The 24,483-nt window shown below is 71.0% G+C and carries 26 protein-coding genes; 14 read left to right on the forward strand and 12 right to left on the reverse strand.

Going from position 1 to position 24,483, the window contains the following annotated elements; genetic code table 11:
• The first annotated feature begins 75 nt into the window (after positions 1-75).
• Positions 76-1,836 carry an FAD-dependent oxidoreductase gene (locus KGA66_RS01255; protein ID WP_211463519.1) on the forward strand — a complete coding sequence of 587 codons (1,761 nt, stop codon included), beginning with the start codon at positions 76-78 and terminating at the stop codon, positions 1,834-1,836.
• Between the two features lie 33 nt (positions 1,837-1,869).
• On the opposite strand, the gene KGA66_RS01260 is transcribed toward KGA66_RS01255, so the two are convergent.
• Together KGA66_RS01260 and KGA66_RS01265 are read right to left on the reverse strand one after the other, a co-directional pair.
• The gene (locus KGA66_RS01260) at positions 1,870-2,367 is read right to left on the reverse strand and encodes a DUF3291 domain-containing protein (protein WP_211463521.1); all 498 of its coding nucleotides are present in this window, start codon (positions 2,365-2,367) and stop codon (positions 1,870-1,872) included.
• A 12-nt stretch (positions 2,368-2,379) separates the two neighbouring features.
• Positions 2,380-3,381 carry an acyltransferase domain-containing protein gene (locus KGA66_RS01265; RefSeq protein WP_211463523.1) on the reverse strand — a complete coding sequence of 334 codons (1,002 nt, stop codon included), beginning with the start codon at positions 3,379-3,381 and terminating at the stop codon, positions 2,380-2,382.
• A 99-nt stretch (positions 3,382-3,480) separates the two neighbouring features.
• Between KGA66_RS01265 and KGA66_RS01270 the strand changes: the two genes are divergently transcribed.
• Positions 3,481-4,362 carry an alpha/beta fold hydrolase gene (locus KGA66_RS01270; protein WP_211463525.1) on the forward strand — a complete coding sequence of 294 codons (882 nt, stop codon included), beginning with the start codon at positions 3,481-3,483 and terminating at the stop codon, positions 4,360-4,362.
• A 52-nt stretch (positions 4,363-4,414) separates the two neighbouring features.
• Positions 4,415-4,918, forward strand: coding sequence for an NUDIX domain-containing protein (locus KGA66_RS01275; protein WP_211463527.1), 504 nt, complete (start codon positions 4,415-4,417; stop codon positions 4,916-4,918).
• Between the two features lie 286 nt (positions 4,919-5,204).
• Here the strand turns inward: KGA66_RS01275 and KGA66_RS01280 are convergent, their stop codons facing one another.
• Positions 5,205-6,161 carry a phytanoyl-CoA dioxygenase family protein gene (locus tag KGA66_RS01280; protein ID WP_211463529.1) on the reverse strand — a complete coding sequence of 319 codons (957 nt, stop codon included), beginning with the start codon at positions 6,159-6,161 and terminating at the stop codon, positions 5,205-5,207.
• A 187-nt stretch (positions 6,162-6,348) separates the two neighbouring features.
• On the opposite strand from KGA66_RS01280, the gene KGA66_RS01285 reads away from it, so the two are divergent.
• Entirely contained in the window at positions 6,349-7,368 is a 1,020-nt protein-coding gene (locus KGA66_RS01285) for an NAD-dependent epimerase/dehydratase family protein (protein WP_211463531.1), read from the forward strand.
• Positions 7,369-7,537: 169 nt separating this feature from the next.
• Here the strand turns inward: KGA66_RS01285 and KGA66_RS01290 are convergent, their stop codons facing one another.
• Both KGA66_RS01290 and KGA66_RS01295 read right to left on the reverse strand, forming a co-directional pair.
• Positions 7,538-8,986: an alkaline phosphatase family protein gene (locus KGA66_RS01290; protein ID WP_211463533.1), complete on the reverse strand. Its 1,449-nt coding sequence runs from the start codon at positions 8,984-8,986 to the stop codon at positions 7,538-7,540.
• A gap of 121 nt (positions 8,987-9,107) precedes the next feature.
• Positions 9,108-9,569, reverse strand: coding sequence for an Lrp/AsnC family transcriptional regulator (locus KGA66_RS01295; protein ID WP_211463535.1), 462 nt, complete (start codon positions 9,567-9,569; stop codon positions 9,108-9,110).
• Positions 9,570-9,649: 80 nt separating this feature from the next.
• Here KGA66_RS01295 and KGA66_RS01300 point away from each other — a divergent pair, with 80 nt between their 5' ends.
• The gene (locus KGA66_RS01300) at positions 9,650-10,480 is read left to right on the forward strand and encodes a tryptophan 2,3-dioxygenase (RefSeq protein WP_211463537.1); all 831 of its coding nucleotides are present in this window, start codon (positions 9,650-9,652) and stop codon (positions 10,478-10,480) included.
• Positions 10,481-10,482: 2 nt separating this feature from the next.
• On the forward strand, positions 10,483-11,700 hold the full coding sequence (kynU, locus tag KGA66_RS01305; protein ID WP_211463539.1) for a kynureninase: 1,218 nt from the start codon (positions 10,483-10,485) through the stop codon (positions 11,698-11,700).
• Here kynU and KGA66_RS01310 read toward each other — a convergent pair.
• The 3 genes from KGA66_RS01310 to KGA66_RS01320 all read right to left on the reverse strand — a co-directional run bounded on the left by KGA66_RS01310 (position 11,690) and on the right by KGA66_RS01320 (position 13,867).
• Complete coding sequence (locus KGA66_RS01310; RefSeq protein ID WP_211463541.1) at positions 11,690-12,145, reverse strand: hypothetical protein; 456 nt, start codon at positions 12,143-12,145, stop codon at positions 11,690-11,692. The two genes, kynU and KGA66_RS01310, sit on opposite strands and share 11 nt — an antisense overlap.
• A 159-nt stretch (positions 12,146-12,304) precedes the next feature.
• Positions 12,305-12,982 (reverse strand): uracil-DNA glycosylase, encoded by a 678-nt coding sequence (locus KGA66_RS01315; protein WP_211463543.1) that lies wholly within the window; start codon positions 12,980-12,982, stop codon positions 12,305-12,307.
• A gap of 111 nt (positions 12,983-13,093) precedes the next feature.
• Entirely contained in the window at positions 13,094-13,867 is a 774-nt protein-coding gene (locus KGA66_RS01320; protein WP_211463545.1) for a PadR family transcriptional regulator, read from the reverse strand.
• A 117-nt stretch (positions 13,868-13,984) separates the two neighbouring features.
• On the opposite strand from KGA66_RS01320, the gene trmB reads away from it, so the two are divergent.
• A complete protein-coding gene (gene trmB / locus KGA66_RS01325) occupies positions 13,985-14,683 on the forward strand; it encodes a tRNA (guanosine(46)-N7)-methyltransferase TrmB (protein WP_211463547.1) in 699 nt (232 codons plus the stop codon).
• A gap of 171 nt (positions 14,684-14,854) precedes the next feature.
• Positions 14,855-15,583, forward strand: coding sequence for a GAF and ANTAR domain-containing protein (locus KGA66_RS01330; protein ID WP_211463549.1), 729 nt, complete (start codon positions 14,855-14,857; stop codon positions 15,581-15,583).
• On the opposite strand, the gene KGA66_RS01335 is transcribed toward KGA66_RS01330, so the two are convergent.
• From KGA66_RS01335 to KGA66_RS01350, 4 genes are all read right to left on the reverse strand, one after another.
• Positions 15,552-15,923: an STAS domain-containing protein gene (locus KGA66_RS01335; RefSeq protein ID WP_211463551.1), complete on the reverse strand. Its 372-nt coding sequence runs from the start codon at positions 15,921-15,923 to the stop codon at positions 15,552-15,554. The genes KGA66_RS01330 and KGA66_RS01335 overlap by 32 nt on opposite strands.
• A 173-nt stretch (positions 15,924-16,096) precedes the next feature.
• Positions 16,097-16,516: an ATP-binding protein gene (locus KGA66_RS01340; protein ID WP_211463553.1), complete on the reverse strand. Its 420-nt coding sequence runs from the start codon at positions 16,514-16,516 to the stop codon at positions 16,097-16,099.
• A gap of 183 nt (positions 16,517-16,699) precedes the next feature.
• Positions 16,700-17,692, reverse strand: coding sequence for a 5'-3' exonuclease (locus KGA66_RS01345; protein ID WP_211463585.1), 993 nt, complete (start codon positions 17,690-17,692; stop codon positions 16,700-16,702).
• Positions 17,693-17,730: 38 nt separating this feature from the next.
• A complete protein-coding gene (locus KGA66_RS01350) occupies positions 17,731-18,924 on the reverse strand; it encodes an amino acid deaminase/aldolase (protein ID WP_211463555.1) in 1,194 nt (397 codons plus the stop codon).
• A gap of 194 nt (positions 18,925-19,118) precedes the next feature.
• Here KGA66_RS01350 and KGA66_RS01355 point away from each other — a divergent pair, with 194 nt between their 5' ends.
• The 6 genes from KGA66_RS01355 to rplT form a co-directional block, all read left to right on the forward strand.
• Positions 19,119-20,273, forward strand: coding sequence for a hypothetical protein (locus KGA66_RS01355; RefSeq protein WP_211463557.1), 1,155 nt, complete (start codon positions 19,119-19,121; stop codon positions 20,271-20,273).
• Positions 20,270-21,736: a S8 family serine peptidase gene (locus KGA66_RS01360; RefSeq protein ID WP_211463559.1), complete on the forward strand. Its 1,467-nt coding sequence runs from the start codon at positions 20,270-20,272 to the stop codon at positions 21,734-21,736. The genes KGA66_RS01355 and KGA66_RS01360 overlap by 4 nt, the downstream gene beginning before the upstream one ends.
• Positions 21,737-21,790: 54 nt before the next feature.
• Positions 21,791-22,543, forward strand: a complete 753-nt coding sequence (locus tag KGA66_RS01365; RefSeq protein WP_211463567.1) for an SseB family protein — start codon at positions 21,791-21,793, stop codon at positions 22,541-22,543.
• Between the two features lie 533 nt (positions 22,544-23,076).
• Complete coding sequence (infC, locus tag KGA66_RS01370) at positions 23,077-23,712, forward strand: translation initiation factor IF-3 (RefSeq protein ID WP_438822011.1); 636 nt, start codon at positions 23,077-23,079, stop codon at positions 23,710-23,712.
• 101 nt (positions 23,713-23,813) lie between these two features.
• Positions 23,814-24,008 (forward strand): 50S ribosomal protein L35, encoded by a 195-nt coding sequence (gene rpmI, locus KGA66_RS01375; protein ID WP_211463568.1) that lies wholly within the window; start codon positions 23,814-23,816, stop codon positions 24,006-24,008.
• Between the two features lie 98 nt (positions 24,009-24,106).
• A partial coding sequence (gene rplT / locus KGA66_RS01380; RefSeq protein WP_211463569.1) for a 50S ribosomal protein L20 occupies positions 24,107-24,483 on the forward strand: 377 nt, incomplete at its 3' end.

Here is a 24,483-nt window from a genome sequence, read left to right on the forward strand (position 1 = left end):
CATCGCGGCCCGCCAGGACGGAAAACAGCGCGCGGGCCGTCGCCAAACCTACCGGTCGGTAGTAACATCCGCGGCATGACTGACCCGGTGCCGGTGCAGGATCCCGCCGACCGCGCGGCCGCGGACGGTTTCGACTACGACGTGCTCGTGATCGGCTCGGGCTTCGGCGGCTCGGTGACCGCGCTGCGGCTTACCGAGAAGGGCTACCGGGTCGCCGTCCTGGAGGCCGGGCGGCGCTTCGCCGACCGGGAGTTCGCCGAGAACTCCTGGCATCTGCGCGACTTCCTGTTCGCCCCCGCGCTGGGCTGCACCGGGATCCAGCGCATCCACCGCCTCGACAACGCGCTGATCCTGGCCGGAGCGGGAGTCGGGGGCGGCTCGCTGGTGTACGCGAACACGCTCTACAAACCGCCGCGCGCCTTCTTCGAGGACCCGCAGTGGCGCGGCATCGCCGATTGGGAGAGCGAACTCGACCCGTACTACGACCAGGCGCGCCGCATGCTGGGCGTGGTGACGTACCGTCGGATGACTCCCGCGGACGAGGAGATGCGGCTCGTCGCGGACCGGATGGGTGTCGCCGCGACGTATCACCAGGCGCCAGTCGGCGTCTTCTTCGGCGCGAACGACGAGCCCCCGGGCACCGAGGTCGCGGACCCCTACTTCGGCGGAGCCGGGCCCTCGCGGCGCACCTGCACGCACTGCGGCGAGTGCATGACCGGCTGCCGGCACAACGCCAAGAACACCTTGGTGAAGAACTATCTGCATCTCGCCGAGCAGGCGGGGGCGCAGATCCATCCGCTCACCACGGTCACCGACGTGGAACCGCTCGGCGGCGGCGGATACCGGGTCACCGCGCGCCCGACCGTCGGGTTCCGTCGACGCTCGCGCAAGGCACGCAAGACCTTCACCGCCGAGCACGTGGTGTTCTGCGCGGGTGCCTACAACACGCAGCGGCTGTTGCACACTCTGCGCGTGAACGGCAGGCTGCCCGCCCTGTCGGCGACACTCGGCGAACTGACGCGCACCAACTCCGAAGCGCTGCTCGGGGCCACCGCGCGCGACGACCGCCACGACTTCACCGAGGGCGTCGCGATCACCTCGTCGATCCATCCTGACGAACACACTCACATCGAGCCGGTGCGCTACGGCAAAGGCAGCAACGCGATGGGCCTGTTGCGCGCCCCGCTCACCGACGGAGGCGGCCGCGTCCCGCGCGTGATCAAGGCGCTCGGCGAGGCCCTAAGGCATCCGACCCAGGTCCCGGTGCTGTTGACGACGCGCAAGTTCGCCGAGCGCACCGTCATCCTTTTGGTCATGCAGTCGCTCGACAACTCGCTGACGGTTTATCCGCGGCGCACGCGCACCGGCCGGATCAAGATCCACAGCCGGCAGGGGCACGGTGAGCCGAATCCCACCTGGATCCCGGCGGCGAACCAGGCCGCGCGCCTGCTGGCCGACAACCTCGGCGGCGTGTCCGGAGGCACGGTGGGGGACCTGTTCGGGATGCCGTTGACGGCGCACATCCTCGGCGGCGCGGTGATGGGCGCCGGCCCGGACCGGGGCGTCGTAGACCCTTACCACCGCGTCTTCGGGTACGAAGGGCTGCATGTCGTCGACGGGTCGGCGGTCCCGGCGAACCTCGGGGTGAATCCCTCGCTGACCATCACGGCGATGGCCGAGCGGGCGATGTCCTTCTGGCCGAACAAGGGCGAGGCGGACCGCCGGCCGCGGGTCGGCGAAGCGTACCGCCGGCTCGAACCCGTCCCGCCGCGCCGGCCGGCCGTACCCGAGTCGGCTCCCGGCGCGCTGCGGTTGCCCATCGTCGGCGTGTCCTGACACACCACGCCGGAAAACGCCACGCGGCGCTGCTTATTGCGGCGCGTAGTCGGCGCCGGGTGCCGGCGGCGCGACGGTATCGCGCAGTCCGAAGGCATAGGGCGTCGTGCCGTGTTTGCGCAGGTGCTCCAGCCGCTCCTGCGCCTCGGCCACCGTCGGCCGGCTGCCTGCCGGAACCCACCACAGCACGGTGACCGCCTCCGCGAGGTGCTCGAACCAGTCCCGGCGCTGGCGCAGCACCGCGCGGTGCAGTTCGTCGTACACGAAGGCGTGCAGCGCCTCGTGCGTCGTCCAGACGGACATGTTCACCAGCAGCCAGTCGTCCTCGAATATCCGGAACGAAGTCGCGTCGGCCGTGGACTCGTCCTTCAGCCTCCACACGAAGCCCGGTGCCGCGTCGGCGGCCGCGTTCACCGGTTCGAGTCCCGCGACGAAGCCCGCCAGTCGCGGCGAGTCGAGGGGTTCGAGCAGACGGGCGATGTTGAGCTCTGCGAGTTCGAAGCCGTGTGCTTCGCGCGTCCGGTTGACCACGGGTTCACGCGATCAGAGCTCGAACCAGCCGTGTCCGACGTGCCAGTGCCCTCCGCGGAGCAGGTGGTCGGCTACGGCGCGTTGCAGGGTACTGCGGCGTGGCAGGCAGTCCAGCGGCAGGTCCGGATCGCCGAAGACGAAACCGATCGTCTCGCGGTCGCAATCCTCGGGCGAGACGTACGCGGTGCGGAAACGGCGCTGGAAGCCGACGATGTTCGAATCCCGCGGAAGGTGTTCGCGCAACTGCGGATCGAGCAGCCACGAGTGGCAGGTCGCGACGGCGTAGCGCTCCTCGGGGTAGCAGCGTTCGAAGAACGCGCGAGCCAGCTCCAGCGACCGGTCGCACGCCGCGGGGCCGAGCGGGCCGCAGAAGTCCGGGACGTGCAGCGCGAGCGTCGTGCTGCCCGGGCCCAGCGGCAGGCCGGCCCGGGCGACGGCGTTGCCGGTGCGGCCGCCGAGCGTCGTGCGCTGGAACTGCAAGCGCCCGAGCTGGTAGAGCTCGCCGCGCAGGTGCAGCACCGGCCACCAGGGATTCAGCAGGCCGCCGGCGCCGTGCCGTCTGCGGTAGGCGGCCATGTTGCGGCCGATGTCAGCGAGCGTGCGGCGCGAGACCTCCGGCGGCACACCGCGCCGGCGGTGGTAGTCGAGCGTGTGCGGCAGTACCGCGATATATACGAACACGTAGAAGTACCGGCCGAGCGCGCCCCACGAGCCGGGCGGCGCCGGAGCCCGCACCGGATGGTTGATCGTTCCGACGCGCCCGATCAGCGAGCGCGTGACGCGCTCGAACAGCCAGCGCGCCTCGTCGTCGCCGGTGACGCGCGGCCGCAGCGCGACGATCTCGTTGATGTCCTCGTGCGCGACGGCCAGATCGAGCAGGATCTCGGGCAGGTCGCTCATGTCCGGCAGCGCGACCTCGACGTGCGGCTGGTCCAGCGCGTCGAGATCCCGCAGCCAGCGGTCGAGCGCGCGGTCCGAGCGCAGGTTCTCGGGTACGGTCGCGCGATCGGGCACCACTCCATGATCCGTCATCGCGGCGTCGTGCCGGTGTACGTGAGATCATCCGTTGGGATGAACCGGCGGACGGCTGGTCCGCTTGAGTGAAGGAGCACCATGCCCCGGGCCGCGGCCAACGGAATCGAACTCGAGTACGACACCTTCGGCTCCCCGGCGCACCCCGCGCTTCTGCTGATCATGGGTCTGGGCACGCAGATGACCGCGTGGGACCCTCGGTTCTGCGGAAAGCTCGCCGAGCGCGGCTTCCACGTCATCCGCTTCGACAACCGGGACATCGGGCTGTCCACGCAGTTCGACGGGCTTCCCGAGCCGGACCTGGTCGCCATCCTCGGCGGCGACCGCGGTTGCGTTCCCTACATGCTGGCGGACATGGCCGATGACGCCGCCGGGCTGTTGGACACCCTCGAAGTCGACCGCGCGCACGTGGTCGGCGCCTCGATGGGCGGGATGATCGCCCAGGAGTTGGCGATAAGGCACGGCGAGCGGGTGCTGTCGCTGTGCTCGATCATGTCGACGTCCGGGAATCGCGACGTCGGTTACCCCACGCAGGAGGCGATGGCGGCCCTCATGGCGCCGCGCGGAGCGGACCGGGAGCAGGCGATAAGCCGCGCAGTGCAGGTGCAGCGCATCATCGGCTCCGGCGCCCCGCAGTACGCCGTGTCGGACGAGGTGCGCTATGAGCGCGCCGCGGCCGCCTACGACCGCGCGTACCGGCCCGACGGCGGCATCCGCCAACTGGCCGCCATCGCGGCCTCACCGGACCGCACCGAAGCGCTCGGCGCCCTGAAACTCCCCGTGCTCGTCATGCACGGTGACCAGGATCCGCTGGTCGATGTCAGCGGCGGGCGCGCCACCGCGGCGGCTGTACCGGGCGCTGAATTGCGTATCTTCCCGGGCATGGGGCACGACCTTCCCGAGCCGTTGTGGAACGAGTTCGTCGAGGCGATCTCGCGCAACGCCGCGAGGGCCGCACGGTGATCGGGTGCCGGGGGGCGTGCGGCGCGGCGGCCGTCTGGCAGACTCGGTCTCCGTGAGTACGTTCAGCCCGAACGAGTCAGCCCAGTGGTTCGCGAGCCTGCCGAAGCTGGCGCTCTCCGCCAACGCGGTGTTGCGCGACCCGCACGGCAGGGTGGCGCTGGTACGCAACACCTATCGCGACGGCTGGTCGCTGCCGGGCGGTGTGGTGGACGACAACGAGCCGCCCGCGGTCGCCTGCGTGCGCGAACTGGCCGAGGAACTGGGATTCGTCGCCGAGCGGCTCGGCCCGCTGCTGGCGGTGCAGTGGGCGCAGCGCTCCGACGGCAGCCCGGTGCAGTTCCTGAGCCTCACCTTCGACGCGGGAGTGTGTCAGGCGCCGCATACGCTGCGGGCGCAGCCGGAGGAGATCGCCGAGATCGGGTTCTTCGAACCCGGCGATCTGCCGCGGGGCACGCGGCCTTTCATCGCGCGCAGGCTCGCCGCCATCCGTAGCGCGCCCGGAACCGTGGTCTACCTCGAAGAGACCTGGCCGCCGGACGGCGCCACCCCGCTCTAGGCAGTGTTGCGGAATGCCTCAAGGGGCGAATCCGGTGATCGACTTCGCCTGGACGCACGGCCGAAACGTCCACAGACGACCGCTGTGTTGAATCATGAACGCGCGAGGACGCTCCGGCCGCGCGCCCATGCTCGTCGCTGACCGGATTCGCCATTACGATTCCGACAAAGCGGCGGCCGAATCGTTGCCTTGATACATTCCCCAACACCGCCTAGAAGCGATCCGGAAGCGAGCGACAAGCCCACCGGGCTCGCGGCCGGGCGCGGCGCCGTCGTGGCGACCCGGACTACCTGTTGTTGTTCACGGCCGGATCCAGCAGCCCGCGCTCGGACAGGTACTCGCGCAGCGGGAAGCGGTCCTCACCCAGGCCCCAGTACGAGATCGCGTCGCGGCCGCCGCCGAGCAACTGCCGCTGGATCGGCGTCAACCGCTCCCACCACGGATGCCCCGGGGTGATCACCCGGTCCTCGTGCGGAGCGATCCAGCGGTACGTCCACCCGACGAACAGCACCCTGCGAGTGATCTGCGAGTAGTTGTCGGACCGGCCGTGGTAGATGCGCCGGTCGAAGACGACGACGTCGCCGCGGTTCGGGCAGACCTCGATCGCCCCCTGCGGATCCTCGAAGCCGAGTTCCGGACGCTGCGGGCGTGGCAGCCGGCCGGTCTTGTGCGAGCCGGGAATGCACATGAAGTTGCCGCGGCCCGGCTCGGAGGCGTCGGAGAGCCAGAACGAGGTGCGGATGGACAGCAGTGGGCGCACCGGCTCGGTCTCGATTTCCAGGTTCTGCCGCCCGCCGTCCTGATGCCAGCGCCAGACCTTCCCGCGCGGCCGCGGGATCGGCGGGTGCACGTCCAGGTGGTGGTGATAGGCGTGGATGTTCCAGCCGAGGATCCCCCAGACCAGCGGGAAGACGGTGGGCAGCTCCAACAGTTCCAGGAAGCTGTTGTCCCGGTGCAGGAAACCCATCAGGTGCAGGCTCTGGTCGTCCGGGTGCAGGCCGCCGGACTGCTTCTCCGCGGCGTACACCCGGTCCATCGCCTCGTCGAGCCGGCCCAGCAGCTCTTCGGGCACCGCGTCGCGGACGATGAAGTAACCGTCCCGGTCGAAGTCGGCGCGCTGCTGTTCGGAGAGCAGGACGCCGTCGTACGGCACCGCCCCTGCCGCGTGCACGCCGTCCCGCGCCCCGGACCGGCCCCCAGCCGTCTCGTGTGCGCTCATGCTGCCCAAGGTCGTGGCGCTCAAGGTTCCCTCCCGATGTGCGGCCCCAATGTCGCAGATACTGACTCCTCCAAACCCCGGTCAGGGTGCGCGCGCACCGCATCAGCTTCGTGACATCTCTACCGGTTTCGCCACCGGGCGGTCCCGGGTTCGTTTCGCGCGGAGCGCGAACACCGTTGCCCTCGCCGGGCGCGCGGCCGAGGATGAACGGGTGCGTATTCTCGTTCTAGGCGGCAGCCGCTTCCTCGGCCGTGCGTTCGCGGCCGAAGCCCTCGCCGCAGGTCATGACGTCACCGTGTTCAACCGGGGCTTGTCCGGTCCCGATCTTCCCGGCGTCCAGGCGATACGCGGCGACCGCGAGGATCCCGCGGACCTCGGGAGGCTGGTCGCGGAGGGAACCGCGGCCGGGCCGTGGGATGCGGTCGTCGACACCTCCGGCTACGTGCCTAAGGTCGTCGGCGACGGCGCACGCGCGCTGGCCGGCGCGGCCGGCGCGTATCTGTTCGTCTCCAGCGTCTCCGCCTTCGCGCACTTCCCCGCCCGGAGCATCACCGACGGTTCGCCGCTGCTCGCGTGCGAGCCCGACGCGACCGAGGGCGAGTACGGTCCGTTGAAGGCGGGCTGTGAACGCGCGCTCCGCGCGGCCTTCCCCGGTAGAGTGCTGATTCACTCGCCGGGGATCATCCTCGGCCCGCACGAGAACGCCGGCCGCCTGACCTGGTGGCTCAGCCGCATAGCGCGCGGCGGCGACGTGCTGGCCCCCGGCGAACCGGAGCGTGAGATGCAGCTGATCGACGCCCGGGACATCGCCCGGTTCGGCCTGCGTTGCCTGCAAGAGGGACGCACCGAGCCGTATCTGCTCACCGGCCCGAAGGGCCACACCACCTTCGGCGGCTGGCTGGCCGCGTGCGTGGAAGCCACCGGCGCGCACGCGCGCCTCGTCTGGGCTCCGGATGAGTTGCTGCTGGAGCGGGGCGTGCCGGTCTGGTCGGGTCTCCCGCTCTGGTCGCCCCGGCGCGAACCGTTCGCGGGGGTCTGGGACACGGACGTGTCGAACGCGCTCAAGGCGGGTCTGGAGTGCCGCCCGATCGCCGAAACCGTGCGGGACACCTGGGCCTGGCTCAGGGATGCGCCGTCTCTCGCGGACGACGACGGCCGCATCAACGGCCACGGCCTGCCGCCGGCCGACGAACAGCGGATACTGGAGGCACTGCGCGACGGCGGCCATTGAACTACGGGGGCTGATGAAGCCGGCCGCTGCCGGATCGCTGTCCGGGCCCGTATACGTAAGCCGGGCCGGCCGGCGCCCGCGGCGACTCGGACACGCCCGCCACCCCACACCGCGGCCACCGCGGTGTGGGGTGGCGGGCGCGGACGCAGACAGCCCCTGACTCCGGCCGCTATCGGTGCTCCGTTTCGGCCTCGGACCGCTCGCGGATGAAGGACTGCGCCTCCTCGTTCGTGTGCGGCGCCGGGACGTGCTCGCCGGCCGGGACCTCGCGTGCCATCAGGTCCACCAGGACCTCCTGCAGGTGGCTGATCCTGTCGGCCGCCGGCGTGATGCCGCCGGACACCGGCACGACGACGCCCGCGAGGACGTCGTCGGTGCGCGGCGTGGTCAGCGTCACCACCGCGCCGACGTGCCCGGCCGCCGCGTCGCGCGCGGTGAGCGGGGCGAGGTTCCAGCGCGTCTCGACCGTCTTGAGGATCGAGGTGTGGTCCAGCGGGGTGGCCCCGTCCCCGACCCGGAACACCGTGCCCGGCGCGATGAGCGGCGATATCAGCACCGTGGGCACGCGCGGCCCGAACCGGGTGAAGTCGAACCCGAACTCGCCGGTCGTGTTGTCCGGCGCCGTCGCCCCCCACGGCGGTGGCACATGGTCGTAGCACCCGCCGTGCTCGTCGTAGGTGATGATCAGCAGGGTGCTGTTCCACTGCGGACCGGCGCGCAGCGCCTCGTAGACGTCGTGGATCAACTGCTCTCCGAGCGCCACGTCGTAGTTCGGGTGCTGACTGTTCCCGGTGCTGCTCCAGGACGGTTCCACGAAGGTGAACGCGGCGAGCGAGCCGTCCGCGGCGGCCGCGCGCAGGTCCGCGAACCGGCCGAAGTGCGAGGCCGGGGCGTTGCTGATGTCCGGGAAGTTGTGCCTGGTCAGCGGCTGCGCGTCGTAGCCGTACACGCTCCAGCTGATTCCCGCGGCGCTCAGCGAGCCGAAGATCGACGGACAGGTGAAGGTGCGGGTCTTGTCGTCCATGTGGCCCTGGCTCGTGCCGGCCAGCGCGAAAGCCCGGTTCGGCAGCGTCTCGGTCGGGGCCGAGCAGAACCAGTGGTCGCACACGGCGTACCCGCGGGCCAGCGCCGATAGGACCGGCAGCGTCTCCGGCGTGAAGCAGCCCATGATGTCCTGCGGCCGCGTGCCCGGGACGATCGACCAGCCCTCGCGTGACTCCCAGCCCAGCGAGTACGCGTAGTCGGACACGAAGCCCCGCATCGCCGGCGCGGTCGGCGCGCTCGGCGCCGTGGTCGCCCCGAACAGCTGGCTGTTGGTGGCCATGTACCCCTCGCCGGGGTCCGCGCCCGGCATGAAGTAGGCGTTCGCAGTGCTCGCCGTGATCGGGAAGACGGGCACCGGCCGGCCATCAGTGCCCGGATTCGACTCGCCACCGGTCAGTCCCTCGAAGCTCTGACCCGTCGGCGTGACGTTGCCGGCACCGTGGTACAGGTAGCCGAGCATGTGGTCGAAGGACCGGTTCTCCAGCATCAGGACGACGATGTGGTCTATGGCCTGCAGACCCGCGGCGCCGTCCGCGCCTGAACCGGCTTGCTCCGTAGCGCCGCCTGCCGTCATGGTCCCCGCCTTCCGCCGCGCCGCCCCTTGCGCAGCAGTCTGGCAGAACCCGAGACCTTCGCCAGCGCTTTCGAAGCACGTCACCCGGATGGGTCCGCGCGCCTGTTCGAGCGGGGACGGATCATCCCGAGGGCCGCACCGGGCGCCAGGCCAGCGGAGAGGACAGCACCATCGTCGAGGACGGCTGGCCGTGATCGGCGAGCCGGTCGATCAACGCCTCGAACTGGGGCATCGACTCCACCGCGACCCGCAGCAGGCAGCAGGCGTCGCCGGTGAGCCGGTGCACCTCCAGGATCTGCGGGCTCTCGTCCACCACTTCCGGGTGCCGCAGCAGGCAGCGGGGCCCGTAGCAGGCCATCCGCACCAGCGCCTCGACCGTCCGCCCGGCGCGCGCGGGGTTGACGTGGGCGTGGTAACCGGTGATCACCCCGCCCTGCTCCAGTCGGCGCACCCGCTCGGCGACGGCCGGCGCGGACAGGTTGATCCGGCGGGCCAGCTCGTTGAACGAGAGCCGCCCGTCCTGCTGCAACTGCTCGAGCAGCAACCAGTCGACGGCATCCGGAAACTCGGCGCGGGTATTCACGTTGCGATCGTAAGCCCATGTCCGCCGACGCGGTGGCATCGGCCATTCCGAGCCGACGTCCGCGGTAGTTCTATAGTCGGGTGCCTGCGAATGCGACCGCCCCCCCGAGAACGGACCTGAACGAGTACGAGGACTACGCCCGGCTTGGCGCCTTGCTGACTCTGCAGCAACCGCGCACCGACGCCCCGGCCGAGCTCTCGTTCCTCGTGGTCACCCAGATCATGGAGTTGTACTTCACGCTCCTGCGCCACGAGTGGGAGAGCGCACGCGACGTGTTGACCCGTCCCGGCGCCGATGTGCACCGCGCTGTACGCACCCTGCGGCGGGCCCACGGGGCGCAGGACGCGCTGCTCGCCTCCTGGGAGGCGCTGCGCACGCTGACGCCGGCCGAGTTCGACGAGTTCCGCGACGCGTTCGGTGTCGCGTCGGGCATCCAGTCCTACCAATATCGGCACATCGAGTTCCTCCTCGGCGCCCGGCACCCGCGTGCACTGGCCGTACACGAGCAGACTCCCCGTATCCACGCCGAACTGGCCGCACAGGCCGCCGCGCCCTCCTTGTACGACGCGGCGCTCAAGCTGCTGCGCGGGCGCGGCTTCGCGGTCCCGGAGGGGCTGGCCGAGCGCGACCCGCGCACCGAGTACCAGGGCGACGACCGCTTGGTGGCGGTGTGGCGCGCGGTGTACTGCGACCAGCCGCGGCACGGTGACCTGGCGGACCTCGGCGACGCGCTGTTCGACACCGCGGAGCGGCACGTGCGCTGGAAGCAGCGGCACCTGCTGTCCGTCTGGCGCTCGATGGGCGACAAGCCGGGCTCGGCGGGCACTTCAGGAGCCCAGTGGCTGGAGCGCGGCGTGCACCGCAAGTACTTCCCGGATCTGTGGACTGTGCGGGACCAGGGATGGGCATAGTCGTGGATGTGACTCCCGGTGAACTCGCCGAGCGGGCCGCGAAGCTCGACGCGCTCAACCCGCTGGCGCACACCCGCGACCGGTTTCTGATCCCGCCGGATCTGGTCTACCTCGACGGCAACTCGCTCGGCGTGCTGCCGGCGGCCGTGCCCGCGGCGCTCGAAGACGCGGTGCGCCGCCAGTGGGGCCGCGGCCTGATCTCCTCCTGGTTCGACGAGGGCTGGTGGGACGCGCCGTTGCGGATCGGCGACCGGATCGGCGCGCTGCTCGGCGCCGCGCCGGGCCAGGTGGTCACGGGCGACTCGACCTCGGTGCAGCTTTTCAACACGCTGACCGCGGCCGCCCGCCTGCGGCCGGATCGCAGGGTGCTGCTGACCGATCCGGGGCACTTCCCGACCGACGCCTACCTCACCGACTCGGTCGCTCAACTGCTCGGCCTTGAGGTGCGGCGCGTGCCTGCATCGCAGGTCGGCGCGGCGCTCGGTGAATACGGCCGCGACGTGTGCGTGCTCTCCTATCCGGCCGTGGACTACCGCACCGGCGAACTATGGGACCTTTCCGCTGTCACCCGGGCCGCGCACGAAGCCGGGGCCGTGACGGTCTGGGACCTGTGCCACGCCGCCGGCGCGGTGCCTCTCGCGCTGGACGAAACAGGGGTCGATTTCGCGGTCGGGTGTACGTACAAGTACCTGTCCGGGGGCCCCGGATCGCCCGCGTACGTCTACATCGCGCGGCGCCATCACGCGGATGTCCGGCACCCGCTCACGGGCTGGCACGGCCACGCCGACCCCTTCGCGATGCAGGACGCGTACACCGCGGCCGAAGGGATCTCGCGGGCGCGCATCGGCTGCCCGCCGATGCTCTCGCTGCTCGCGCTGGAGGCCGCGCTCACCGCGTTCGACGGCGTGGATCTGCGCGAGCTTCGGTCGGCCGGCCTGAGCCTGACGAGTTTCTTCATCGAGGCCTGCGACCTGCTGCTGGCGGGGCGGGGTTTCGAAGTGGCGACGCCGCGCGCGGCGTCGCGGCGCGGAAGCCAGGTGGCGCTGCGGCACCGCGACGCGGCCCGCCTCGTGCCCGAGTTGGCGCGGCGGCGGATCGTGGGCGACAAGCGCGAGCCGGACATCCTGCGCTTCGGCTTCAACGCGCTCTACAACACTCACGCCGACGCGCTCGCCGCGGTCAATGCTCTGAGAGAACTCACGATCGCCGTCACGGCGTGAGCGCGTGCACGGACAGCATGATGAACAGCGGCAAAGCGGCGAGTATGACCAGCACCGCGCCGGCGATCTGCTCGATCGTCCCGTAGGCGATGTTGGGCTCCTCGTCGGTACGCACGTGCGGCGGGCGGCCGCATCCGGCCATGACCTCCAGTTCGTCTCCGACGTGGTAACTGTCCTGCGAGGTGCGGGCGAGCACGATCGTCTCGCGGTGGGTGGTCGCACCGATCTCGTACTCCACCACGATTCGTGCCGCGTCCGACGGGAACGCCTGCCCCGCGGGATGCCGGGGGATCGCCTCCACCACGCGGGCCGTCACGTGCGATCCGCGCTGGAGCAGCCGCCGTGAGCGGGTGAACTGGGAGCCGCACATCAGCGCCCCGGCGACAGCGGTGACGATGCTCGCTCCCGCTGCGATCACGAACGCCGCGACATGGCCCGCCGCCACGATCCGCCTCCTGGCGCAGAACCTCTTCGGTGACCTGTTGTCACGTTAGCGCGCAAAATCTTCCCCCGCATGATCGGGGGCTAAGAAAGCGTCCGTCCGAGGGCGCCCCTGGCTACCGTGCGGCGCTGCGGCGGCGCCGTGCCCGCGCCGTGGCGGCTGTTACGGCAGCCGCCAGTCGACGGGCTCGGCGCCCTGTCGTGCCAGCAGATCGTTCGCGCGGCTGAACGGCCGGGAGCCGAAGAAACCCCGGTCCGCGGACATCGGGCTCGGGTGCGCGGATTCGATGCACGGTACGCCGGTGCCGAGCAGTGGCTTGACATCCCGGGCGTCGCGGCCCCACAGGATCGCCACCAGCGGGGTGCCGCGCTGCGCCAGAGCGCTGATGGCCTGCGCGGTCACCGCCTCCCAGCCCTTGCCGCGATGCGCTCCAGGCTTGCCGGGAGCGGTGGTCAGCGCCCTGTTGAGCAGGAGCACGCCGCGCTCGGTCCACGGCGTGAGGTCTCCGTTCGACGGTATGGGCAGGCGCAGGTCCTGGCTGTACTCGCGGAAGACGTTCACCAGGCTGGCGGGCAGCGGCTGCACGCCCGCGGCAACCGAGAAACAAAGCCCCACCGCGTGGCCGGGGGTGGGGTAAGGGTCCTGTCCCATGATCAGGACCCGCACCGACTCGAAGGGCTGCTGGAAGGCCCGCAGCACGTTCGAGCCCGCCGGGAGGTAGGTGCGGCCCGCAGCCACCTCCGCACGCAGGAAATCGCCCATGGCGGCGATCCGGTCGGCGACGGGCTCCAGGGCCTTCGCCCATCCGGGCTCCACGACTTCACTCAGGGGGCGCGCCATGGCGCATCACTGTACCCGGCCCGATACCGGGCCCGGGCCGGATCCGGGGATGCGGCCGGATCCGGCCCGGGCGAGCTGAAGCTGAGCTGAAGCGGCCTTGGGTGACCCGGCCTACTCGCCCGGCTCCGCATCGTGGGGCTCCTCGTCCGCGGCGAGGATCTTGTACAGCGACTGGCGCGCCTTGGTCAGCACTGCTCGCGCCTCCTCGCGCTGCGCGCCGCTGCCCACGTGCGTGACCTGCCGGTAGGCCATGATCAGCTGGGTGACCAGATCCCGGTCGCGTGCGAACTCACCGAAGCGCTCACCCGGCCCGGCAGCCTCCTGCCAGAGCCGGGAGAGGTGTTCGGCGTGCTGCTCGGCATGCTCTCGGCCCGCCTCGGTCAGCGTGAACAGCTTGCGCCCGCCCTCGCCGGCCTGCTCGATCAGGCCCTCGTCCTCAAGCTGCGCGAGCGCCGGGTACACCGAGCCGGAACTGGCCCGCCACGCCCCGTCGGTGCGCTGCTCGATCTCCTGGATGATCTGGTAGCCGTTGCGGGGTTCCTCGGCCAGCAGGGCGACGATCGCCGCGCGCACGTCGCCGCGCCCGGCCCGGCCGCGTCCGCGACGATGCCCGCGCGGACCGAACCCGGGGCCGTCCCAGAACTCGGGGCCGCCGAAACCGAAGGGGCCGGGCGGCACCGGGGGCAGCGGCGGGTTTCCGAAGCCGCCGCGCCGGCCGCGGCCATGGCCGCGATGCTCGTGCGGGCCTTCGTGGGGCTCCGGGTGCTCGCCGTGCTCCCAGCGTGCGTGCCGCTCCTCGCGGCCGCCCTGGTCGACACGGCCGCGCCGGTCCCGGCCCCGGCGCTCACGGAACGGGCCGTCCATGGGGAAGGAAGGGAAAGTCATCGTCATCTCCATGATAGTTTAAAGACTTACTCGACGTGTCAACGATATATCGCTAACTTTCGGTTCGCAAGTCCCGCAGGTCCCGCGCGGCCCCCGCCGCCCGTTAGGCTGGTACGGATGTTCACCCAGGAGAAGGAATCGCAGGTCGCACCGCATATACGCACGTTCCATCCGCGTCGCGGCCGAATAGGCGCCGGGCGCGCGCAGGCTCTGGCCAGGCTCTGGCCGCAGTACGGCTACGAGATCGAGCCGGGCGGGCCGCCTTTCGACGCGGCCGCGCTGTTCGGGCGCCGCGCGCCGCTTGTGATCGAGATCGGCTGCGGCATGGGCGAGGCGGTGGCGGCCATGGCCGCGAGCGACCCGGGCCGCGACTACCTCGGCGTGGACGTGCACACGCCGGGCCTGGCCAACCTGCTGGCCACAGCCGAGCGCGGCGCGCTGCGCAACGTGCGCGCCGCCCGCGGCGACGCCGTCGAACTGCTCAGGGACCTGCTGGCGCCGGACTCACTCGACGCCGTGCACGTCTTCTTCCCGGATCCGTGGCCCAAGGCCAGGCACCACAAGCGACGGATCATCCGGTCCGACGTCGTCGCCCTGATCCGCGGGCGGCTGCGCCCGGACGGAACGCTGCGCTGCGCGACCGACTGGGCGCCGTATGCGGCGCGGATGCTGGAAGTTCTGACCGCGGACGCGGGCTTGTCGAACCGGCACGCCGGCTATGCGCCCCGGCCCGGCGACCGGCCGCAGACCAAGTTCGAGCGGCGCGCGCTGGCCGCCGGCCGACCGGTCTTCGACCTCGAATTCACACGCCGGTGACCGGGCCCTGAGCGATGGTTTGGCAAGAATCGGCCAGGATGCCCGCTATGGACCCTTGCGCCGGGCCGGCGGTTTCCCGCGCGGCACGCGGGTACTCGGTCCGCACTGAACGCGGCCGGCACTCGTGCCAGCCGCGCGCATCGTTGGACGGCCGATTGGAGGATGGCAGGCATGGGAGCGCACCGTGCCGAAACGGGATTGGCGCAGCGGCTTGTGGCGGCGGCCCGCTCGCTGCAACAGCAGGAATCGGTCGAGCAGACCTTCCGTGTCGTGGTGGACACCGCTCCCGAACTGGTCGATGCCGCAGAACATGCCGGGGTCACGGCGTTGCGCCGCGACCGAACCGTCCAGAGCCGCGCATATACCGGCGAATTGGCGCTGTTGCTCGACGAGGTGCAGCGCGAGGAGGGAGAAGGGCCGTGTCTCGCGGCGGCGGAGCGGAACGTCGTCGTGCGCATCGACGACATGACGGCTGAGACGCGTTGGCCGAAATTCGCGGCTCGGGCCGCCGAACTGGGTGTGCGCAGCCTGATCTCCTGCGGCCTCGGTCTGGTCGACGGTTGGCGGGTCGCGCTCAACTTCCAAGCGCGCCGCCCCGGCGCCTTCGGAGGCGTGTCAGGGCAGGTCGCCGCGCTCTACGCAGAGCACGCCGCGCTCGCGCTGGGGAACGCGGCCACCGTCGACTCGCTGCGCGGCGCGATGAACCGGCGCCAGGCCATCGGCGAGGCGACCGGAATCCTCATGGAGCGCCACCGCACTGGTTCGGGGCATGCCTTCGGCCGGCTCGTACGCGCATCGCAGCGACTGAACACCAAGCTCGGCGTCGTCGCGGAGTACGTCACGCTCACCGGCAAGGAGCCGGATCTGATCACGGCGGACGATCTGTCGCCAGCGCCCTGAGCGCGGCGTCCGGGCCCTCGTACACCGTCACCCGAGCTCCCGCCAGGTGCAGCAGCCGCTGCACCGGAGGGCTCGGTGCAACAACCGCGAATCGGTCGTGTGCGCGATGGACGGTCTGGAGCACGCGCAGCGCGGAGCAGTCGATGAAAGTGACCTGCGAGAGGTCGAGCAGCAGCGGGCGCCTGTCGCTGAACAGCGACGTCAGCGCGGCCAGCAGCCGGTCCCTGGTGGACAGGTCGATCTCGCCGCAGGCTGCGAGGACGGCCGCAGCGGTGTCGTCGCGCACTACGCGGCAGTCGAACGGGCCTGAGTCGGCAGACGCGGGAGGGTCAAGCGGCATGATGCGGCTCCCTCGACGACAGGAGCGGCGTCGTGCCCGGGACGTCCGGCTGCTTGCTCAACCGGGGCTGTCCGCTGGTCAGTATGCCATTTTTCGGGTTCGGGGGCGCCGCATCGCGCGCCGCGGCGGTCTCAGCCGGTTGGCGTGCTCATCCGGTCGCGGCGCCGAGCCGATTACGACAAGTACCAGGTCGCCGTGTGCTGCGCCGGCGGCGCGAGAACGCACCATACGTCTTTGCCGCCGTGCATGTCCGGCGTAACACCCCAGGACTGGGCGACCCGGGATACCAGGTCCAGACCGACCCCGCCGACCGTGCGCCGCGCCGTGGGGACCACCTGTGGCATGCCGCCGCCGTCGTCGTGCACGCGCAACAGCAGCCGGTCCGCGTCGACACGCAGTTCGACCTCGATCGCGGTCCCCGCGTCCGAATGCAGGACCGCGTTGCTGACCAGCTCGCTGATCACCAACTGGGCCAGTTCGGCGAGCGGCTCCCGGTGCCAGGCCGCACAAGCCTCGGCGACCAGGTCGCGGGCACGCCGCGGCGCGGTCGTCTCCGGGTTCAGCCGAGCCAGCCGCCGTGGGGAAAGTTCCACCACACACTCCACACCTGTCGCACCACGCGCGGCGTCCTCCCCTCCGCGCATGCGCGTTGCGTACACGACCGCGTGCAAACCGGTCGTCGGGCCACGGCTGCCCGGTCGGGTCGGCCTCAAACGATGTGACCCGGGTGACGCGCTGACGATTGGTCCGATCGGTCCTTCAGGCGGCTTGATCCTTCAGGCAGCGCCGAGCAGGGTCTTGCGTAACCGGCGCACCGGGCTGTTCAGGCCGAAACGCTCGGCCAGAGCGTCCAGGCCGTCCGGGTCGGCCGGGGAGCGCGGCAACCTGGAATCGACGGCGACAGTCGGCGCGTCGACGCGGACCCGCACCACCTGTGGCGCCACGGCCAGATAATCGCGCGCCGCGGCGAGGCGACGGCGCGCAGCCGGCTTGATCGGGCTGCCCGGATCGTCGAGCGCCGTGAGGATCGCCGCCACCGAGCCGAACTCGGCCACCAGCGCGGCCGCGCTCTTCTCGCCGATTCCGGCCACCCCGGGCAACCCGTCGCTCGGGTCGCCGCGCAGCGTCGCGAAATCCGCGTAACCGCGTCCCGGGATGCCGTACTTGGCGACCAGGACGCCGTCGTCCACGACCTCGAGTTTGGACACTCCCCGCGCGATGTTCAGGACCCGCACGTCGCTTGCGTCGTCGACCAGCTGGTAAAGATCCCGGTCGCCGGTGACCACGTCGACCGGCCCTTCGTGCGCCGCGCAGTACGCGGCGATGGCGTCGTCGGCCTCGAACTGCTCCGCCCACCCGCGCGCGATCCCGAAAGCGTCGAGCACCGCCTCCAGCACCGGCACCTGGGGACCGAGCGCGTCCGGCACCACCTCGGCCGAGGCGCTCGCGGGCCGCCCGGTCACCGGGTCCTGCCCGCTCGGCCGATCGCCGTCCACCGCGCTGTCAACCGCGCTGTCAACCGCGCCGTCCGCGGGGACCTCCAGCACCCGATGTGCCTTGTACGACGGGATCGCCGCCACCCGGAACGCCGGCCGCCAGTCCGCGTCGAAGACCGCGATCAATCGGTCCGGCCGGTGGGCGGCGACCAGCGCCGAAATGAAGTCCACAGTTCCGCGCACCGCGTTGACCGGCATTCCGTCCGGAGCGGCGATCGACTCGGGCAGGCCGAAGAACGCCCGGAAGTAGAGCGTCGGGGTGTCGAGGAGCATCAGCCGGTCAGCCACCACATCAGCCTCCCACACGCCACCTACAGGAACGCGCGACCCTCGCCGCGGTACGTCGGTACCGTCGCCGTCACGCTGTCGTCCTGTACCAGGTGCAATTCGGCGAAGTGCTCGCACATCTCGCCCGCCTTCGCGTGCCGGAACCACACCCGGTCGCCGACCGCCAAGTTGTCCGCGGCCGCACCCAGCAGCGGGGTCTGTACCTCACCCGCCGCTTCTTGCGGGTCATAGCGAAGACCGGAGGGTAGATACGGCTGCGGTAACCGGTCGGAGCCGGGTGGGCCCGACGCGATGTACCCGCCACCGAGCGCCGTGACGACTCCTGGACCGGGCCGCCGCACCACGGACAGCGCGAAGAGCGCCGCGGGTCTCCCGGTCACCGCCCGATATCCGTCGAACAACCGCGGCTGGAACAACCCCGAACCCGCGCCGATCTCGGTCACCGCGTCCTCGGCGGCCGTACGCTCGACCGAACCGGTGCCCCCGCCGTTGACGAACTCCAGCTGCGCGATCTCCTTGACCGCAGCCACGATCGCGGCCCGTCGCTCGGCCAGTTCCGCCATGCTGCCGCGCTGCATCGCGCGCACCGCCAAGGCGCGCGCGGGGCGTCCCGGCGGCGCGTCGCCGACCCCGGCGATCTGCGCCTCGTACGCCATCAGCCCGACGAGCCGGAATCCGTGCCGGTCGGCGGCCTCGCGCGCCACCGCGGCTACGGCGGCGGGGGAGTGCAACGGCGATCTGCGCGCCCCCACCCGCATCCGTCCGCCGAGCGGACGCCACGAGGCGTCGATGTCCACGCAGACCCGGATCGGCGCTGCCTCCGCGACGTCGGCGGTGACCTTCTCGATCAGGTCGAGCTGCTCCGTCGAGTCGATCGTCACGGTGACCGCGTGCGCGGCGCGGGAATTCGCGGCGAGGCGCCGCAGTGCCGCGCGGTCGACCGTCGGATAGCCCACCAACACGTCGTCGAAGCCTGAGCCGGCCAGCCACAGGGCTTCCGGAAGGGTGAAGGCGAGCACCCCCGCGAAGCCGTCCAGCGCGAGTACCGCGCGCAGCACTTCCCGGCTGCGCACCGACTTCGAGGCGATTCTGATCGGCTTGCCCGCGGCGCGTCTGACCAGCTCCGTAGCGTTGTGGCGCAGGGCCGCCAGGTCCACGACCGCCAGCGCGGGATCCAGGTGCGCGGTGGCGTGGTTCAGGCGGTCCAGGTCGGTCACACGCCGAACCCTTGCATACCCGGGTCGCCCGGGTAAGACCGATTAGATCCCGGAAAGGTATCGACCTGATGACCTCCCTTCGGGCCCGCGTCCGGTCGGCTCAACCGGCTGTCCGACCCCCTTGGGTTGCACTAAGGTTCAACCTGATCAAAGCCGCCGGTCGGTGTGCCGGGGTAACAGAACTGGGGGCGATCATGGCAGCGCAGGACCCGGGAGATCCCCGGGTGACGCACCCGGCGCATGAGGGCACGCCGACCCAGCCTGAGATAACCCGACTGGACGTAACGGAGACCGCCGAGGTTGGTCCGGAGGGCGTCGCAGAGCTGGAAATCGTCGAGAGGTCGGAGACCTTTCAAGCGGCTGCCGGGCCGCAGCCGTACGGCCAGGCACCCCACTCCCAGACGCAGGCGCCCGCACAACCGCAGCCGCCCTACGCGTCGCAGTCCTACGCACAGCCCAACCCGCTTCAGCCCAACCCGTTGGAGCACCCGCAGGCCCGGGGACAGCAGCCGGCGTACCCCCAGATGGCGTACCCCCAGATGGCATACCCGCAGCCGGCCTATTACGGCTGGGGAGTGCCGACTGCTCCGGTGCCGCCTCCGCAGCCGAAGGTTTCCCTGCCACCTCGGACGTTGATCGCCGCTTCCGCCCTCGTCGGAGCCGCAGTGGTCGCGCTCGTGGCCGGATTCATGATGGCCGCACCCTCCGGTGGCTCAGCAGCCAAACGCACGACCGGCGCGGCGGCTCGGGACCAGACCATCCGGGCGGTGTGGCGGACCGCCACCGTCGAACAACTCCTGCCGGCTGCGATCAAGCGGGAAGGCACCGAGACATACGTAAGGCTCGGCGTCAACCCGGACCAGTCCTGTGCGAAGCTCCCCGGTGCTTTCGTGTCCGCGCTGGCTCCCGACAGGTGCGCGCACTTGCTCACAGCCACCTACGCGGACCGCACCCAGACCGTCACGGCCACCGTCGGGATCGTCGTGATCGGCGGAAGCAGCGCGGACCGGCTTCGGCTCTTCCAGTCTTGGACACCCGACTCCAACGCCGACAACGCGGCGATGATGCCCCACACCTACCCCGTACCGGGCACCGTGGCCGCGCGCTTCAGCGACAGCGAACGGGTCGCCTGGCAGTCTCAGGCGTCCTCAGACGGCACGTACCTGGTTTACGTGGTGGCCGGATTCACCGACGGACGGACCGGTCCCGGCGCGGCGGCCGTCGCCGCCGGTTCCGGTTCCGCGCTGAGCTCAAGCTCTCCGGCGGTGCAGGTCGCCGGGGACCTGCCTGCCGCGATCCAGGACCTGATCACCGCTCGGACCAACAGCGCCGAGGCGGGTGTGTCGTGACCACCCTGTGGCGAAACCGGATCCCCAGCACTTCGAGCGCACGGCCCCGGCCCCGCCGCGACAAGCGCCGACTGTCGGCCGCCGCCGTTCTCGGCTGCGTGGTCGCCTCGGCCGTCGCCGGCGCGGCCCCGGCGCACGCGGACGAGTTGCGGGACCGGGAATGGCCCCTGGCCTTCCTGCACGCGGCGCAGTCCAACAGGATCAGCACCGGTTCGGGTGTCACGGTCGCATTGCTCGACTCGGGCGTGGTCAACCGCCGGGCGGACTTGACCGGCCAGGTGACTACCGGACCCGACTACGCCGGGGGAGTGGAACGCCCGGGGCAGACGGGCTGGGGCGAACACGGCACCTGCATGGCCTCGATCATCGCGGGGCACGGCCGTGGCGGAGGCGACGGGATGCTGGGTATCGCCCCGGGCGCCCACGTGCTGTCCGTGCGTGTCATCCGTGACGACGACGCACCCGACATCGATCGGCCGACCACCAGCAACACGCCGATCTCCGACGGCATCCGGTACGCAGTCGACCACGGCGCACAAGTCATATCGATGTCGCTCGGCGGCAGCGACGCCGGCGCCGACACCGATTCCACGCCCGAGGCCGACGCCATCCGTTACGCACTCGACCACAACGTCGTCGTCGTGGCGGCAGCCGGCAATTCCGCGGACAAGGGCGACGCGATCCAGTTCCCGGGCGCGGAACGCGGCGTGATCAGCGTGGCCGCCGTGGACTCCGCCGGGCGCCACGCCGCGTTCTCCACCACCAGCTGGGACGTGGCGGTCGCCGCACCGGGAGTCAACCTGCCCTGTGACGCGGCGGTGAGCGACGACGAGTTCCTGCTCGGCGACGGGACCAGCCAGGCGACCGCTTACGTGGCCGGGATCGCCGCGCTGCTCAAGTCCGAGAACCGGGCGTTGAGCCCGGCGCAGGTGCGCGACATCCTCGAACAGACCGCCCGGGACAAGCCGGCCGGCGGGCGCGACGACCGGCTCGGCTTCGGCATCGTCGACCCGGTCGCCGCGCTCAAGGCCGCCGTCGCGGTCAAGGGCAAGGCCGAAGCGCCCGCCGCCGCGCGTTCCCAGCCGGCCGGGGGCCACTTCGGCTATGGGCCGGCCGCGGTGGTCAGCGAAGCAGCGCCGGCCTTCGGGGCACTGCCGCGTGCGATCGCCGGCGGCCTGGTGCTGCTGCTGGGCGCCGCGGCGGTCGGGTACAGACTGCTGCGCCGCGCTCGCCGCGACGCGCTCGCCGCGCTGCCGCCGTACCCGGTCTACCCGGTCGCCTACCCGCCGCCTGCGGGTGGATGGCCGCCTCCTCCGCAGCAACAGCCGGACCCGACGCAGCCGCAGTCCGGCATCCCATTTCACCCGGGAGCGCAGCCTCCTTCCGCGTCTGCGCGGCCGCCCTTCGCCCAACCGCCTCTCGCGCAGCCGCCCGGCGATTCGCGCATGTTTCCACCCGACTGACGTCGGCAGGGAGGATCTGGCACGGCGCAGACGCCGAATGGTTAAGCTCAACGGGTGACTGACTTCCGCGGCCGTACGATCCAGCCCACCGGCTTCGAGGACGACGACGGGTCCGCCGACGAGGCGTTGACCCAGGCGTTGGCGGCACATCGGCGCGGCGAACTAGACCGTTACGCCCTCTACCCGGTGATGGCCGGCAAGCGCGTCCTCGCGCCGGTCGTCGCGCTGCTCGGCGAGAGCGAGCAGTCCGGCGTCGGGGTCGGCGGCACAGAGCTTCGCCGGGACAAGGACAGCGAGATGGCGCTGGTCACCCTCGTCGCCTCGGACGGCGCGAAGGCGGTCCCGGTCTTCACCTCCACCGGGAAACTCGGCGCGTGGGGCGCCGCGGCGGGGTTCCCGGCCGCCCGCCCCGTGCCCGTCTCGGTCGAGAAGGCCGCGGCCGCCGCACTCCAGGAGGAGGCGGACGTGCTGTTGCTGGATCTGGGCACCGGCGAACAGTTCGAACTCGCCGGAGCGGCGCTGCGGGAGTTCGCGGCCGGCCGCGTGCCCACCTCCCCGAACGAGGACCCGGAGGTCGTGGCGGCGCTGTTGGTCGTGCTGCGTTCGGTACCAGAGGTCGCCGACGTGCTGGAAAGCGCCAGCGTCGGCGCGTTCGCCGAGGGCGCCGTGCTCGAACTCGGCTTCAAGCAGGGCGTTGACCCGCAGAGTCTGACCGCTCCACTGCGCATCATCGCCGAGGCGATCTCCGGCGACCCGCTGCTGCGGGACCGGCTCGGCGGCAGCCTGTCGATCATCGCGGCTCCCTGATCCTCGCCCGCGGAACCGGGGGCGTCCTAAGAGGGCGTGATCCGGGCTACCGGCTGGGTGCCGCGGACCATCACGGAACGCTGGTCGCACGCACCTGCTCCCTCGCACGCCGTCGTGCACGCCGTTTCGCGCATACCCCGTGCTGCTGGTACATTGTCACCAGCGACCGACTGCCGATGTGCTCTCGCACGGAGGTGGTCCGCAAGTGGAGGGCCCACCTCCCACCCGATCGACCGAGCGGCCGACGGGTAACGGTCCCGTGCATCGCGGCTCGCCCCGTGCGTTTCGCGATGTGACGTCGTCCCGCTACGGGTCGGCGTTCCGGTGGTGGAGCTCTGCATGGAATACATGCGGGGCTTTTTTGTTTGCCGGTGCGGGTCGCGTTATCCGGCGCGCCCCTCAGTGGATTAAGGCGGTGCGGGCTCCCAAACCGTACCGCCAGACGGTCGGACGGCTTACGGCTCGCCGCACCGGCCGGCTTGAACCTAGGAGGCCCCATCAGCGCCGAACCCCGCATTAACGACCGGATCCGGGTGCCAGAAGTGCGCCTGGTCGGACCCGACGGTCAGCAGGTCGGGATCGTAGCCATCCAGGATGCGCTGCGACTGGCCCAGGAGGCAGACCTGGACCTGGTCGAGATCGTGCCGACCGGTCGCCCGCCGGTGGCCAAGCTCATGGACTACGGCAAGTACAAGTACGAGTCCGCGATGAAGGCCCGTGAGGCGCGCAAGAACCAGGCGCACACGATCATCAAGGAGATGAAGCTCCGGCCGAAGATCGACCCGCACGACTACGAGACCAAGAAGGGTCACGTGGTCCGGTTCCTGAACGCCGGGGACAAGGTCAAGATCACGATCATGTTCCGCGGCCGCGAGCAGTCCCGGCCCGAACTCGGCCGGCGCCTGCTCGACCGGCTCGCCTCGGACGTCGAGGAACTCGGCTTCGTGGAGTTCGCGCCCAAGCAGGACGGGCGCAACATGATCATGGTGCTGGGACCGCGCAAGAAGAAGGTCGAGGCGATGGCCGAGGCCCGCGCCGCGAAGGCGGCCAAGGCGCAGGACGGCGGGCGCGTTCGCGACCGCGAGGAGCCCGGCCCCGACGACGAAGCGGCAGCGGTCGAGACCGGCGCCGAGACCGGCGCCGCGGCGGCGGACCAGGACGAGCAGTAGCCAGGACCGGCAGGAGAATCACGGGTCGGCGGCGGCCCGCCCGCCGCCCCCGCGTACTCGCGTACGCGCCGAATGAAGAACGAACGGAGAACCGGCTCACCATGCCGAAGAACAAGACCCACAGCGGGGCCAAGAAGCGGTTCCGCCTCACCGGTACCGGCAAGGTCAAGCGCGGTCAGGCCGGTAAGCGTCACCTGCTTGAGCACAAGCCGTCCACCTACACCCGCCGGGTGACCGGCGAGGTCGTGGTGTCCCCCGCAGACACGAAGAAGATCAAGCGGCTGCTCGGTAAGTGATCCAAGCCCGCACGGCACTACCGACAGACCACTGACGAGCTGAGGGGAAAGGCGGCACACCAGCGGCCGCGCGCCCCGCGCAAGGAGTTGAGAACGACATGGCACGCGTGAAGCGGGCGGTCAACGCCCAGAAGAAGCGCCGCGCGATCCTCGAGCAGGCCAGCGGTTACCGCGGCCAGCGCTCGCGCCTTTACCGCAAGGCCAAGGAGCAGGTCACCCACTCCCTGGTATACGCGTACCGGGACCGCAAGAAGCGCAAGGGCGACTTCCGTCGGCTGTGGATCCAGCGGATCAACGCCGCGGCCCGCGCCAACGGCATCACGTACAACCGCTTCATCCAGGGCCTCAAGGCCGCCGGCGTCGAGGTGGACCGCAAGATCCTGGCCGACCTCGCCGTCAACGACGCCGCCGCGTTCACCGCGCTGGTCGAGGTCGCCCAGAAGGCGCTGCCGACCGATGTGAACGCCCCGAAGGT

It is taken from the genome of Actinocrinis puniceicyclus (assembly GCF_018283645.1).
GTDB classification, from domain to species: Bacteria; Actinomycetota; Actinomycetes; order Streptomycetales; family Catenulisporaceae; genus Actinocrinis; species Actinocrinis puniceicyclus.